Annotated in this window: 11 protein-coding genes and 1 tRNA gene; 8 read left to right on the top strand and 4 right to left on the bottom strand. The window is 66.5% G+C overall.

Annotation, left to right across the window (positions count from 1 at the left end; genetic code table 11):
- Nucleotides 1-39 precede the first annotated feature (39 nt).
- The gene (locus PV772_RS00060) at nt 40-522 is read left to right on the top strand and encodes a TrkA C-terminal domain-containing protein (protein ID WP_347885002.1); all 483 of its coding nucleotides are present in this window, start codon (nt 40-42) and stop codon (nt 520-522) included.
- Between the two features lie 5 nt (nt 523-527).
- Entirely contained in the window at nt 528-1,709 is a 1,182-nt protein-coding gene (locus PV772_RS00055) for a cation:proton antiporter (protein WP_347885001.1), read from the top strand.
- A gap of 17 nt (nt 1,710-1,726) precedes the next feature.
- Here PV772_RS00055 and dcd read toward each other — a convergent pair whose 3' ends face one another.
- Nucleotides 1,727-2,302 carry a dCTP deaminase gene (dcd, locus tag PV772_RS00050; protein WP_018769967.1) on the bottom strand — a complete coding sequence of 192 codons (576 nt, stop codon included), beginning with the start codon at nt 2,300-2,302 and terminating at the stop codon, nt 1,727-1,729.
- A gap of 164 nt (nt 2,303-2,466) precedes the next feature.
- Here dcd and PV772_RS00045 point away from each other — a divergent pair, with 164 nt between their 5' ends.
- Complete coding sequence (locus PV772_RS00045; protein WP_347885167.1) at nt 2,467-4,155, top strand: CAP domain-containing protein; 1,689 nt, start codon at nt 2,467-2,469, stop codon at nt 4,153-4,155.
- A 16-nt stretch (nt 4,156-4,171) separates the two neighbouring features.
- Here PV772_RS00045 and PV772_RS00040 read toward each other — a convergent pair whose 3' ends face one another.
- Nucleotides 4,172-4,633, bottom strand: a complete 462-nt coding sequence (locus PV772_RS00040) for an SRPBCC family protein (RefSeq protein ID WP_141159063.1) — start codon at nt 4,631-4,633, stop codon at nt 4,172-4,174.
- 240 nt (nt 4,634-4,873) lie between these two features.
- On the opposite strand from PV772_RS00040, the gene PV772_RS00035 reads away from it, so the two are divergent.
- From PV772_RS00035 to PV772_RS00025, 3 genes are all read left to right on the top strand, one after another.
- A tRNA-Gly gene (locus PV772_RS00035) sits at nt 4,874-4,947 on the top strand.
- Between the two features lie 104 nt (nt 4,948-5,051).
- A complete protein-coding gene (locus PV772_RS00030) occupies nt 5,052-5,192 on the top strand; it encodes a hypothetical protein (RefSeq protein WP_168223187.1) in 141 nt (46 codons plus the stop codon).
- The gene (locus PV772_RS00025; RefSeq protein WP_347885000.1) at nt 5,189-6,358 is read left to right on the top strand and encodes a N(5)-(carboxyethyl)ornithine synthase; all 1,170 of its coding nucleotides are present in this window, start codon (nt 5,189-5,191) and stop codon (nt 6,356-6,358) included. Before PV772_RS00030 ends, PV772_RS00025 begins: the two co-directional genes overlap by 4 nt.
- Before the next feature lie 69 nt (nt 6,359-6,427).
- On the opposite strand, the gene PV772_RS00020 is transcribed toward PV772_RS00025, so the two are convergent.
- The gene (locus tag PV772_RS00020) at nt 6,428-7,807 is read right to left on the bottom strand and encodes an MFS transporter (protein ID WP_347884999.1); all 1,380 of its coding nucleotides are present in this window, start codon (nt 7,805-7,807) and stop codon (nt 6,428-6,430) included.
- Between the two features lie 140 nt (nt 7,808-7,947).
- Between PV772_RS00020 and PV772_RS00015 the strand changes: the two genes are divergently transcribed.
- Nucleotides 7,948-8,802 carry a LysR substrate-binding domain-containing protein gene (locus PV772_RS00015; protein WP_347884998.1) on the top strand — a complete coding sequence of 285 codons (855 nt, stop codon included), beginning with the start codon at nt 7,948-7,950 and terminating at the stop codon, nt 8,800-8,802.
- 168 nt (nt 8,803-8,970) lie between these two features.
- Nucleotides 8,971-9,285: a hypothetical protein gene (locus tag PV772_RS00010; protein ID WP_141159059.1), complete on the top strand. Its 315-nt coding sequence runs from the start codon at nt 8,971-8,973 to the stop codon at nt 9,283-9,285.
- A gap of 77 nt (nt 9,286-9,362) precedes the next feature.
- Here PV772_RS00010 and PV772_RS00005 read toward each other — a convergent pair whose 3' ends face one another.
- Nucleotides 9,363-12,869: a bifunctional proline dehydrogenase/L-glutamate gamma-semialdehyde dehydrogenase gene (locus tag PV772_RS00005; RefSeq protein ID WP_347884997.1), complete on the bottom strand. Its 3,507-nt coding sequence runs from the start codon at nt 12,867-12,869 to the stop codon at nt 9,363-9,365.
- Between the last annotated feature and the right edge of the window lie 300 nt (nt 12,870-13,169).

Genomic DNA, 13,169 nt, shown 5'->3' with positions numbered 1-13,169 from the left:
CCCTCCGCCCGGTGTTGCCAGGCCGACTAGGCTGGAGTCATGAACGTGGACGAAACGAACCTTCCCGGCCTGGGCCGCCGGAAGGATTTCATTACCGCCTCCGGACGCCGCATCGGCGTCGTGGAGCTCCGGGAAGGCCAGACGGAACTCATCGTTTCCACTTGGGACGACCCCGATACCTGCCAGGCCTCGATTCCGCTCACCAGCGATGAAGCCGCCACCCTGGGCAACCTCCTGGGCGGTATGCACCTGGCCATGAAGCTCGCGGAAGAGCACAAGGACGTCCCTGGCATCGTCACCCGGCAGTTCTCCATTGCTGCGGACTCCCCTTTCCAGAACCAGCCCATGGGCAAGGCGTCCATCCGCACGCGGTGCGGTGTTTCGATCGTGGCCATCATGCGGGAAGGTGAGGTGCTGCCTTCGCCGGGACCCGACGTCGTCCTCCACGCCGGTGACCTGCTGGTGGCAGTCGGCACCCAGGAAGGCCTGGACTCAGCGGCCGATATCCTTCGCCGCGGCTAGATTCCATGGACCCGTTGGCCCAGACCCTCATTGAACTGGGGGCCGTTGTGTTCTTCCTCGGCCTCCTGGCCAGGTTGGCCGGACGGATCGGCATGTCCCCCATCCCGTTCTACCTGCTGGGCGGGCTGGCTTTTGGCGCCGGCGGCATCGTCAAACTTGAAGGTATGCACGAGTTCGCACATCTGTCGGGCGAGATCGGCGTCATCCTTCTGCTGCTTATGCTCGGTTTGGAATATACAGCGGCTGAGCTCTTCACCGGCCTTCGCCGCTCCTGGCAGGCGGGCGTGCTGGACTTCGTGCTGAACTTCCTGCCCGGTGCCGGCCTTGCCCTGCTGCTGGGATGGGGCGGCGTGGGGGCCATGGTCATGGGCGGGGTGACGTACATTTCCTCGTCCGGCATCGCCGCCAAGGTGATCACGGACCTGGGCCGGCTGGGCAACCGGGAAACCCCGGTCGTGCTGTCCATCCTGGTCTTCGAGGACCTGGCCATGGCCGTCTACCTGCCCATCCTCACGGCGACGCTCGCGGGTGTGGGTTTCCTGGGCGGGCTCACCACCGTGGGGATCGCCCTGGCAGTGGTCAGTGTGGTGCTCATGGTGGCACTGCGGCACGGGCACCACGTCTCCAAAGCGGTGCACAGCGAGAACTCCGAGGTCTTCCTGCTCAACGTCCTCGGCGCCGCCCTGCTGGTGGCGGGCGCGGCGTCCGCCATGCAGGTTTCGGCAGCAGTGGGAGCCTTCATGCTGGGCATCGCCATCTCGGGGTCCACTGCCCACAATGCCACCCGGATCCTCGAGCCGCTGCGGGACCTGTTTGCGGCCATCTTCTTTGTGGCGTTCGGGCTCAACACGGACCCTTCATCCATCCCGCCGGTCCTGGGATGGGCCCTGGTCCTGGCCGTGGCTACTGCGGCAACCAAGATGCTGACCGGGATCTGGGCGGCAAAACGGGCAGGGATCGCCCGGCCCGGACGCTTCCGTGCCGGCGCCGCTCTCGTTGCCCGCGGCGAATTCTCCATTGTGATTGCAGGCTTGGCGGTTGCGTCAGGGGCAGTCCCGCATGAGCTCGCGGCGCTGGCCACCGCCTATGTGCTGCTGATGGCGGTGGTGGGCCCACTGGCCGCACGCTACGTCGAACCGCTGGCCAGGCCGTTCGTCCGAAGGCCCGCGGTAGCTCCGCAGACCTGATGTGGCCGGCGTCGCTGCTAGATGCTGGTGCGGTGGAAGTTCAGGTGGCTGCGGCTGGCGGTGGGACCGCGCTGGCCCTGGTAGCGGTTGCCGTATTCGCCTTGACCGTACGGGTATTCCGCGGCAGAGCTTAGCCTGAAGAAGCAGAGCTGGCCGATCTTCATGCCCGGCCACAGCTTGATGGGCAGCGTTGCCATGTTGGACAGCTCAAGGGTGACGTGGCCGGAAAAGCCGGGATCGATGAAGCCCGCGGTTGAGTGCGTCAGCAGGCCCAGCCGGCCCAGGGACGACTTTCCTTCCAGGCGGGCCGCGATGTCGTCGGGCAGGGTGACCGTCTCATACGTGGAGCCCAGGACAAACTCCCCGGGGTGCAGGATGAACGCCTCGTCCTGCTCCACTTCCACCAGCCGGGTCAGCTCGGGCTGCTCCTGCGCGGGATCGATGTGCGCGTACTTGTGGTTGTCGAACAACCGGAAGAATTTGTCGATCCGGACATCCACGGACGACGGCTGGACCATCGCGGGATCGAACGGTTCCAGCACGATCCGCTGGGAATCAATTTCGGCACGAATGTCGCGGTCAGAGATCAGCACCGTCCCAAATTACCGTATCGGTTATCCACACCCGCACTTTCCCGTTGTTGCTGTGGCCTCGTGGGGCTAATGTTGCGAATGAAAGCCGCCGGAATGGTCTCCCGGGATGGCGTAACAGAGCTGGGGATGTTGTGAATAAATTAGTGGCACCGTCTTTTCTTGGCGTGCTCTGTGCGTTGGCGCTGGTCTCGTCGTCAGCCACTGCACCGCCCTCGCCGTTGCCGCTGACCCAGGCGGGGGCGGCGGGCATTTCGCTTGCAGCCCCGCTGGTGCATGGCGGCGGTGCGTCCACAGCGGGTGACGCTTCCGCCGGGCGCCTCACCCCGGCCGTGGACCCGGATATCCGGGTGGCGTCACCGCTGACGGATGCCGCGCCCGCGCCGGCACCCAACCCCGCGCCTGCTGCCCCTTCCACGCCCGCGGTCCAGCCCGCCACCGAACCTACGCCCCCGCCGGCACCTGCGGCGTCCACCGTGGAGCCTGCTCCCCGGACCGTGTCCATCCCGCCGCTCTGGGCGCCGGACCAGGATCTGGCATCGCCCCCGGCCACCCGGCTCACGGCTCCGGAACCGGCCGCCCCCAGCCTGTCCACGGAAGCCCTGGTCCCGGACAACAATTCAGCGGCCATCCTCACCGTCTTTACCAAGATCAACGAATACCGTGTGGCCAACGGCCTGAACAAGGTCAAGTACCACCCCACTGTGGCGGGGTTGTCCCAGGACTGGTCCGACAACATCGCCACCCGTGAGGTGATCGAACACCGGGCCAATTTCTGGACCGACCCCCGCGCCATGAGTCCGAACAACGGCGCCGGCGAGATCATCGCCATCCGCACGGACCGGGACGCAGCCCAGCTGGTGGAATGGTGGAAGGGTTCGCCCGGCCACAACGCCATGCTCCTTGACCCGCGCTTCAACGTGATGGGCGCCGGCATCTCGTACACCAACTCCACCTACCAGATCTGGGGCGTGGTGAACTTCTTCGGCTACACCACGCTCCCGGCAGGCACCCTCGATTCACCGGGCGGTTCGGCATCGGGTGATGCCTTCCCGCCGTCACCGCCAAGCCTGTGCGACGCACCTGTGAAGCACATGCCGCCCACCCTTAATCTCAGCGCCGCGGCAATCACCGGCCCTGCCGACCTCGTGTCGGTCGACTCCGCCGGGCAACTGCTGGACCGGGCCTCCACCGGGCCCCGCACCTATGCCGCCGCAAAGGTAATCGGCTCAGGCTTCAGCGGGGCCAAGGAAGTCTTCGTGACCGACTGGGACCGCGATGGCGCCTTTGACGTCCTGACCCAATGGGCCAACGGCAACCTCACACTGCACCGGGGCATCGCCGGCGGCGGGTTCCAGGCGCCCATCACCCTGGGCCTGGGCGGATGGGACTCCCTGACCCTTGCCGTGGGCGGATGGTGCGCAAACAACCGGATGCCGCAGATCCTGGCCCTGGACGGCGGCGGAAATCTCTACCTCTACGGCAATAAGGGCACCGGCGATATTGCAGAACGCGTCACCGTGGCCACGGGCGTGTACGCCTCCCGGCTCGCCATGGTGGACTACGACGGTGACGGCTTCCAGGACATCCTGGGGCTGCGGACCGACGGCAGCGTCCAGCTCTACCGGGGGTGGGGCAGCACCGCCCTCCGCGCCGAAGCCCGGGCCACGGTCGCTACCGGCTGGGCGGACGTCACAGGGATCCGGTCCCTGCGTGATGCCACCGGCCTGAACACCAGGGGCGTGGCGCTCCGCCGCGCCAACGACACCGTGCAGTACTGGGACCTGGGCTCCGGAAGCCTCGCGTCGCCGTCGAACATTGCCGGTCCTTGGACCGGGCAGCGGCTGGCGCAGTAAAGGCGAAGGGAGCGGCTCAGATGGCCGGCTGGAGCTCCAGCACGTTCTTCAGCCGGTCCAGCTGGGCCACATCGGAACTGACCCGGCGCTGGAGCATCCCGTTAAAGAAGGGCCACCTGCCGAGGACCCCGAACCGCCCCTCGCGTTTGGCTTCCACGGAAAACCGGACCCGGGTTCCGGCTTCTTCCGTGCTGAGATAGTAGCCGCCCCACCGGGTGGCAGGACCGGAAACCACGTGGAACTGGATTTCGGCGCCGGGCCGGACATTGGTGATCTCCAATTCGGCGGGAATGCTCAGGCCGGAGCGTCCGGCCACCATCTTCCGGTAAACGGCGCCCCTGGCTTCGGCCGGACCCTCCACAAGCTTCACGCTGCGGACGTCGCTGCGCCAGGCCGGGAGGTTGGTGGCGTCAAGGAGGTACTGGTAGACGGCCATGGCGTCGCGCTCTATGAGGACCTCGTGCTCTGCGATTGCCATGAAGAAATTCCTGTGGTTGACGTCGGCTGCCCGCAATAGCTGCCTCCCCCAAAGCGGCCGCTACCCGGATCAGGTTAGCCACCGCCCCACGCCCGGGCCTAGCCGGCGGCGCGGACGTTATTGAAGAGTTACTGGATGACGCCACGGTTCGCGGGACACGGCGCGGCCGCCGGCCCGGGTTGGCGGGGAGCCCGCAGATCTGCGCTAAGCTAAGTTCTGCCCCGCGCGAGCGAGGGCATTGCGGCTGTAGCTCAATGGTAGAGCGCTAGCTTCCCAAGCTTGATACGCGGGTTCGATTCCCGTCAGCCGCTCCATTCCTGCAGCACTCAAAGGGGCGCGCACCCCCCGGCTGATGATTAGGTTCACGGGTGTAGTCTCAGTAGTCAGGAACCTATTCGGTTCCGCTACAGGAGCAATCATGGCTGATAAGTCCCCGCGTCAAACGGCATCAAAAAAGTCCGGCAAGTCCATCAAGGAAAAGCGCGCAGACAAGAAGGCCGCCGCAGCGCCGGCCAGCTCCCTGGACATCACGTCCACCAAGGCCGCAAAGAAGAAGTGAGCGGCCACAAACCCCGGCTGAGCCTGGGCGTCCTGGCTTCCTCGCGCAAACCGGACGAGCGCCGCGTACCCCTCCACCCCCTGCACGTCGAACGGATCGCTCCCGCACTGCGGCAGCGCATCATCCTGGAGCGTGGCTACGGTGAGCGCTTCGGCGTCCCGGACAGCCACCTCTCCACGCTGGTGGGACGCATGGCGGCCCGGGAAGAACTGCTGGCCGCGGCCGACGTCGTCCTCCTGCCCAAACCGCAGCCGGAAGACCTGGCGGAGATGCGGGACGGGCAGGTCCTCTGGGGGTGGCCGCACTGCGTCCAGGACCGCGCCATCACCCAGCTGGCAATTGACAAGAAACTGACCCTCATAGCGTTTGAGGCGATGAACCACTGGGCCAGCGACGGCGGGTTCGGCCTGCACGTGTTCCACAAGAACAATGAGCTGGCCGGCTACTGCTCGGTCCTGCACGCGCTGGCGCTGACAGGTTCCACTGGGGACTACGGGCGCCGGCTGAGCGCCGTCGTGATTGGCTTCGGCGCCACGGCGCGCGGGGCGGTGACGGCGCTGAACGCGCACGGCATCCACGACGTCCAGGTGCTGACCAACCGCGGCGTGGCAGCGGTGGGCGCCCCCATCCATTCAGTGAACATCGTGCAGTTCGACCACGACGACGAGGCTCCCTTCCTGAGCCAGGTCATCACCGAACGGGGCAGGGTTCCGCTGGCTCCGTTCCTCGCCGAGAGCGACATCGTGGTCAACTGCACGCTGCAGGACCCGAACAACCCGCTCACATACCTGCGGACCGAGGACCTGGCAGCGTTCAACCCAGGCAGCCTTATCGTTGATGTTTCCTGCGATGACGGCATGGGCTTCAGCTGGGCCAAGTCCACCACGTTTGCGGCACCGATGATCAAGGTCGGTGACCACATCAACTACTACGCAGTGGACCACAGCCCGTCCTACCTCTGGAACTCCTCGAGTTGGGAGATCAGCCAGGCGCTCCAACCGTTCCTCGGGACAGTCATGGGCGGACCGGCCGCGTGGGACGCGAACGACACCATTGCGCGGGCCATCGAGATCCGCGACGGCGTCATCCGAAACGAGGCTGTGCTGCAGTTCCAGGAGCGCGTCCCGGAATACCCGCACGAGGCGTTGCACCTGGCAGTTCTTTAGGCAGCTCCCCCGAACGGCAACCGGGCGCCCCGCGCCCGGTTGCCTTCAGCGGTTGCCCGCGCGCCCTCCCTAGGCGCGGGCGTGCCGGCTGACGATCCGCAGGGGGCGCCGCCCCTTCAGGTCCATCCGGAGCTGCAGCGCGCCCTTGCGGGCCAGTATGGCCCCCACCGACAGCGCGGCCAGCGCGGGTACGCCGCCGGACACCAGCAGCGCAGCGTGCGGGTTTACATGCTCGGCGATCCAGCCCAGCATGGGGCCGCCCAGCGCCTGGCCTCCGATCAGCACCATGATGTACAGGCTCATGACCCGGCCGCGGATGGCCATGTTGGAGCTGACCTGCACCAGCTGGTTGGACCCGGTGAGGAACATCAGGCACCAGAACCCGGACAGGACCATCACCGCGCCGAACCACACCATGGACGGGGCAAGGGCAGCCAGGCAGAGCATCAGGCCGTACATCCCGGCGCAGAACACCACGGACCGCAGGCGCAGCTGCCCACGCCGGGTGGACGCCACGGCGCCGGACAGTGCTCCGAGTGCCACCAGGGCGTTGAGGAGTCCATACCCGCCGGCCCCCACCTGGTAGACGTGGTCCGCGAAAGCGGCAAGCAGCACCGGCAGGCTCATGGCGAACACCGCGATGAACCCTGCCATGAGCCACGGCCAGTAGATGGTGGGCTTGCTCAGGGCGTAGCGCAGCCCCTCCCGGAGCATGCCCTTGCTCTTGGGCGTCGGCGCGCTGACGTAAAGCTGGTCCTTGCGCAGGAGCAGGAGCATGGTCACCGTGGAGCAGCAGGCCAGCGCGTTTGCCGCGAACGCCCAGCCGGCCCCCACTGCCGTCAGGAGCACCCCCGCGATGGCCGGTCCGATCAGGCCGCCCAGCTGGAAGGTGGTGGAGTTGACGCTGATGGCGTTCCGCAAGTACTTCGGGCCCACGAGCTCGTTGACGAACACCTGGCGGGCGGGCTGGTCAAGCACGGTCACCAGGCCCAGGAGAAACGCGATGACGTAGACGTGCCACACCATGATCACGCCGGTCAGGGCCAGGACGGCCAGGGCCGCCGCAAGGATGGCGGCCACGCTCTGGCACAGGATGAGGATCTTCCGTTTGGCGAACCGGTCCGCGATCATACCGCCCCAAGGGCCAAGCACCAGGGACGGCATGAACTGCAGGGCCACCGTGAACCCCACGGCCGTCACGGACCCCGAGAGCTGCAGCACCAGCCAGTCCTGGGCGATGCGCTGCATCCAGATGGCGATGACGGCGATGAAGTGGCCCATGGCGAAGATCCGGAAGTTGGGCACTTTCAGCGAGATGAAGGTGTGCCGCCAGGGCAGCTTTTCAGTGACGACGGCGAGCGGCTGGGTCTGGTTGTCCGGCGGCGCTGAGCCCGCCGCGGCGATAACTGGCTGGGTGACGGAGGCCGACGAAGGCGGTGGGGGTGCCACAGGTGTGTCCTCAAAATTGCGGGCGGGCTGGGATGCCCTTAACGCTAGGCTGGCGGAGGCAATTATGGAGCGGTATGGTCCCTATAACTCGTATTGCGAAACGCAATACACGCCGACTCTAATGCCGCGGGGGACCCGAGATGTTTGAACCAGCCCAGTTGCGTTCCTTCCTGGCGGTGGCGGACACCCTGAGCTTTACCAAGGCCGCCGAACGCCTGGGGCTGGCGCAGCCCACCATCAGCCAGCACATCCGCAAGCTTGAGGCAGCCGCCAAGCGCAGCCTGGTTACACGGGACACCCGGGACGTCCGGCTCACGGACAACGGCGACGCCATGGCCGGTTTTGCCCGCAGCATCCTGTCAGCGCATGACGCCGCGGCCCGCTATTTCTCGGGCTCCGCGATGCGGGGGCGGCTGCGGTTCGGCACGGCGGATGATCTCGCCATCACCGGGCTGCCCCGGATCCTGCGTGAGTTCCGGCAGATCTATCCGCAGATCAACCTCGAGCTCACCGTGGGCCAAAGCGACCAGCTGTACCGCAAGCTGAACGCCGGCCAACTGGACCTGGTGTTCGTGAAATGGGTGGCCGGGGCAAAAGACGGCACCGTGGTCCAGCATGACTCGTTTTCCTGGGTGGGCCTGGAGCAGACGGTGATGGAGCCGGGAGCTCCCGTGCCGTTGATCGCCTACCCGTCCCCCAGCCTCAGCCGGAAACTGGCCATCGATGCGCTGGAAGCCCACGGCCGGACCTGGCGGATCACCTGCACCACCCGCCAGATCAGCGGGGTGCTCGCGGCAGTCAGGGCGGGCATCGGCGTGGCCGTCATGCCCACGTCGCTGGTGCCCGAAGACCTGAAGATCATTACCCGGCGCTTTGACCTTCCCGCCGTGGGTGACGTGGATTTCACCCTGATCCGCAATCCGCTGGCCAATGCCGAAGTGATTGACGCCCTTACCCAGACGATTGTCGGCAGGAACATTAACCGCCAAACTTAACTCTCCAGCGGCTCAATTTCCAGCATTTAGGGGAGTTAGGGGGCCCGTGTCCATTGATAGGGGAAGTGGCATCACCTATGCTGGTTTTCCAAGGTCAAGCAGCAGGCCGGTTCACCGAAGCAAGCGAGTCTCCGCATGCCGGAAACCACCGCTTGGGACAGGCAGCCAATGACGACAGCCAGGAATATCCACCCAGGTTCTGCGCACGCACGCCCGTACTCCACCGCACGGCCGTCCACCCGCCAGAACACCCTCGGAACCGGACACGCCTCCGTGGACTCCGGTTATGTGGGGAAACCCACCTGCGACAAGTGCCGTACGGACGAGTTCGTCTACCTCGAGTCGTACATTCCGCCCACCTACCGGCGTGACGGGACGGTGGCAACCCTTGGCGAGGTGGCCTACACCTGCACCCGCTGCGAGGATTTCTCCGCCCACAGCGTCCCCGCCACCTGGACGCCGCCCGGCTGGTACCTGGGCTAGCGGGACAAACAAAAGGTCCGGCGGTTGGGCTTGTGGAAACAAGCCCAACCGCCGGACCTTCTGTGTGCCCGCAGGCGCTAGATCAGCGCGTCCGAGAGGTGGTTCGGGGTGCCGAACCGGTGCGCGGTGATGCTGACGGCCTGCTCATGCAGGAAGGGCAGCAGCTCCACGCGGCCCGCCTCCGTGACCGGGTGGGCGTAGATGGCCAGGTCCGGCCGCCCGCCCGTGGCCTCGGCGAGTGCGGAGGCGTTGCCGCCGATCAGGCGGATGCGGCCCCCTGACAGTTTGCCCGCCGAGGCGAGGTGTCCGGCGGAAGCCAGCCAGCCGGCGTCGGACTCCACCGTCACGTCGATGTCCTGTGCGGTGAGCACGGAGCGCAGCTGCGCGGGAAGTTCGACGGCGGTGGACACGGTGAGTGCCGAACCGGCCAGCACGCCCGCCGCCACCGTCCGGACCAGGTGTGCCAGCGGAGCACCTTCGGAATGGCGGATGGTGACCGGCAGGCTGCGGTAGCGGAAGATGTTGCGCTCGGCGCCCAGCCCGGAGACGTCCTTGGCGGTGCCGAACTCGTCAGCCCAGGCTTCGGCGTCGGATGCCAGGGCCCGCTGGACGGGCTCGAGGCCTGCCGGGTCCAGGGCGGGGCCGGCGGCGTTGAGGATGCGGCGGACGGCCGCGTTGGATACCGGAGCCTTGGCGGATGCCTCCGCGGGAAGCCAGTCACCCAGACCGGCCAGGTAGTTGGGGCCACCTGCCTTGGTGCCGGCACCGACCGCCGACTTCTTCCAGCCGCCGAACGGCTGGCGCTGGACGATGGCGCCGGTGATGCCTCGGTTGATGTAGAGGTTGCCGGCCTGGATGGTGTCCAGCCAGATGCCCAGTTCCTCGGAGTTGAGGGAGTGCAGGCCCGCCGTGAGGCCGTATTCGATCTGGTTCTGGATGGCGATGGCCTCTTCCAGCGTTTCGGCGGTCATGACGCCCAGGACCGGGCCGAAGAACTCGGTCAGGTGGAAGTAGGAGCCACGCTTGACGCCGTAGCGCACGCCCGGGCTCCACAGCCGGCCGGTGCTGTCCAGTTTCTTCGGTTCAACGGCCCAGTTCTCGCCCTCGCCCAGCGTGGTGAGGGCGTTGAGGAGCTTGCCGTTGGCGGGCTCGATGATGGGGCCCATTTGGCTGGTGGGGTCCTGCGGGTAGCCCACCTTGAGGGAAGTGACGGCGTCGATCAGCTGGTTGTGGAACCGCTTGGAGGTGGCCACGGAACCTACCAGGATCACCAGCGAGGCCGCGGAGCACTTCTGGCCGGCGTGGCCGAACGCTGAGTAGGCCACGTCCTTGGCGGCGAGGTCCAGGTCGGCGCTGGGGGTAACGATGATGGCGTTCTTGCCGCTGGTTTCGGCCAGCAGCGGCAGGTCCTTGCGGAAGGACCGGAACAGCTCGGCGGTTTCGTAGCCGCCGGTGAGGATCACGCGGTCCACGGCAGGGTGGCTGATGAGCTGGGTGCCCAGTTCCCGCTCCCCCAGCTGCACCATGGTCAGTACGCCCTTGGGCACGCCGGCCTCCCACAGCGCCTCGACCATGACAGCGCCGCTGCGGGCGGCCTGCTTGGCGGGCTTGATGACGACGGCGGAGCCGGCGGCGAGTGCCGCGAGGGTGGACCCTGCCGGGATGGCGACCGGGAAGTTCCAGGGCGGGGTGACGACGGTGAGCCTGGCTGGGACGAACGTGGCGCCGTCGACCGTGTCCAGCCGGCGGGCGGACTCGGCATAGTAGTGGGCAAAGTCCACGGCCTCGCTGACCTCGGGGTCGCCCTGGTCGATGGTCTTGCCGGTCTCGCTGGCCATGACCTCGAGCAGATCCGCACGGCGGGCTTCCAGGATCTCCCCGGCGCGGTGCAGGATGTCCGCACGTTCGTTGCCGGACAGTTCGCCCCAGGCCTTGCCCTTCTCCACTGCGTTGGCAATGGCCGAGTCGAGGGTGTCCTCGTCATTGATGAATGCGGCCTTCACCGATGCGTCGCCCAGCGTGGAGGACGGGACGCGCTCAAGGATGGCCCGGCCCCAGGTCCGGTTGGCCGGAAGGGCGGGATCCGTGTCCGGGGTGTTCCGGAATCCGGTGTGCGGCATGGCCTCCGGGGGAAGGTTCCGGTCCTGCCGGCGGTTGGGCAGGGGAACTGTGTTGTCCAGTGCCTCCAGGGATGAGAGGAAACGCTGCTTCTCGCGCTCGAACAGCCCTTCGTTTTCGCTGAGCTCGAAGACCGCCGACATGAAGTTTTCCTGGCTGGCGCCTTCTTCCAGGCGGCGGATCAGGTATGCGATGGCGACGTCGAACTCGGACGGGTGCACCACCGGCGTGTAGAGCAGGAGTGAGCCGACGTCCTTCTTGACTGCCTCGGCCTGGCCCTGCGCCATGCCCAGCAGCATCTCGAATTCGATGCCGGACTCCACGCCGCGCTGCTTGGCCAGGAGCCATGCGAAGGCGATGTCGAACAGGTTGTGGCCGGCCACGCCGATCCGGATGTTCTTGATGCGTTCGGGGTGCAGGGCGTAGTTGATGACGCTCTTGTAGCTGGTGTCCGAGTCCTGCTTTGAACCCCAGGTGGCCAGCGGCCAGTCGTGCAGCGAGGCTTCCACCTGCTCCATGGGCAGGTTGGCCCCCTTGACTACGCGGACCTTGATGCCGGCGCCGCCGTTGGCGCGGCGCTCTGCGGCCCAGTCCTGCAGCCGGATCATGGCGGACAGCGCATCCGGGAGGTAGGCCTGGAGCACGATGCCGGCCTCGAGGTCCTGGAACTCGGGCTTGTCCAGGATCCGGGTGAAGACCGCGATGGTCATGTCCAGGTCCTTGTACTCCTCCATGTCCAGGTTGATGAACTTGTTCTTCTGTCCGCTGCCGGAGTAGGAGGCGGCGCGCCGGAAGAGCGGGGTGAGCTTTTCGACGACGTGCTCCACGGCTTCGTCGAAGGCCCAGGCGGAGTGCGGGGCCACAGTGGAGGAGACCTTGATGGAGACGTAGTCGACGTCGGGCCGCGCCAGCAGCGTGTGGGTTCCTTCGAGGCGCCGGGAGGCTTCGTGCTCGCCGAGGACTGCCTCGCCCAGGAGGTTGACGTTGAGCTTGATGCCGTCCTTCTTGATCTTGGCGATGGCGGGGCCCAGCTTGGCGTCGGTGGCATCCACGATCAGGTGGCCCACCATTTCGCGGAGGACCCTGCGGGCGATGGGGATGACCAGCCGCGGCATTGCCGGGGCCATGGTGCCGCCCAGTGCCACGGCGCTGCGCATGTACCACGGCAGGAAGGCGGGAACCTTGGGGGCCAGCTTGGCGAGGTTGCGGGCGGCGACGTTGAGGTCCTCGGGGCGGACCACGCCGTCAACGAAGCCCACCGTGAAGTCCAGGCCGTTGGGGTCCTTCAGGACGCCGGCCAACTGCTCTGCGGAGGCGTCCACCGGGACCTTGGCGGCCTCGGTAAGCCAGCGCCGGACCAAGGCTACCGCTTCATTGGCGAGGGCCTTGGCCTGGGGGACGTCGACGTCGACAGTCTGCGGGGTGGCCGCCTTTGCGACTGCCGGTTCCATTGCAACGTGGGTCATTGTTTTCCCGATCTTTCTGGTGTCCTGGGAGGTCTTTCCACCAGTATGAGCTTCAACTCACATAAGATAAAGCAATCTTTTCCAATCAATACAGGTTAGGAAAACCAATGTTTTATCCCCCTCCCAACGCCCCATCGCCTCCCGCCCCACAAGCACCAACGCCCCATCACATTCCGCCCCACAACCACCAACGCCCCATCACCTCCCGCCCGCAAACCGCCAATGGGGTTGCCCGCAAATCGTGGACAGTTGATCAGGCGGCTTGTGCCGGCTGAGGTTGTGCTGTGGAGAGCAGTAGCT

This window comes from Pseudarthrobacter sp. CC12 (assembly GCF_039907755.1).
Taxonomy (GTDB): domain Bacteria; phylum Actinomycetota; class Actinomycetes; order Actinomycetales; family Micrococcaceae; genus Arthrobacter; species Arthrobacter niigatensis.
Note: the sequence above shows the minus strand (reverse complement) of the source record. Positions and strands in the feature narration are given on the sequence as shown.

What these genes read in the sequence shown, in the direction of transcription:
- PV772_RS00010 (WP_141159059.1), top strand. Translation starts at nt 8,971, where the DNA reads ATGACGACAGCCAGGAATATCCACCCAGGTTCTGCGCACGCACGCCCG.
- PV772_RS00060 (WP_347885002.1), top strand. Translation starts at nt 40, where the DNA reads ATGAACGTGGACGAAACGAACCTTCCCGGCCTGGGCCGCCGGAAGGAT.
- PV772_RS00030 (WP_168223187.1), top strand. Translation starts at nt 5,052, where the DNA reads ATGGCTGATAAGTCCCCGCGTCAAACGGCATCAAAAAAGTCCGGCAAG.
- PV772_RS00055 (WP_347885001.1), top strand. Translation starts at nt 528, where the DNA reads ATGGACCCGTTGGCCCAGACCCTCATTGAACTGGGGGCCGTTGTGTTC.
- PV772_RS00040 (WP_141159063.1), bottom strand. Translation starts at nt 4,633, where the DNA reads ATGGCAATCGCAGAGCACGAGGTCCTCATAGAGCGCGACGCCATGGCC.
- PV772_RS00015 (WP_347884998.1), top strand. Translation starts at nt 7,948, where the DNA reads ATGTTTGAACCAGCCCAGTTGCGTTCCTTCCTGGCGGTGGCGGACACC.
- PV772_RS00005 (WP_347884997.1), bottom strand. Translation starts at nt 12,869, where the DNA reads ATGACCCACGTTGCAATGGAACCGGCAGTCGCAAAGGCGGCCACCCCG.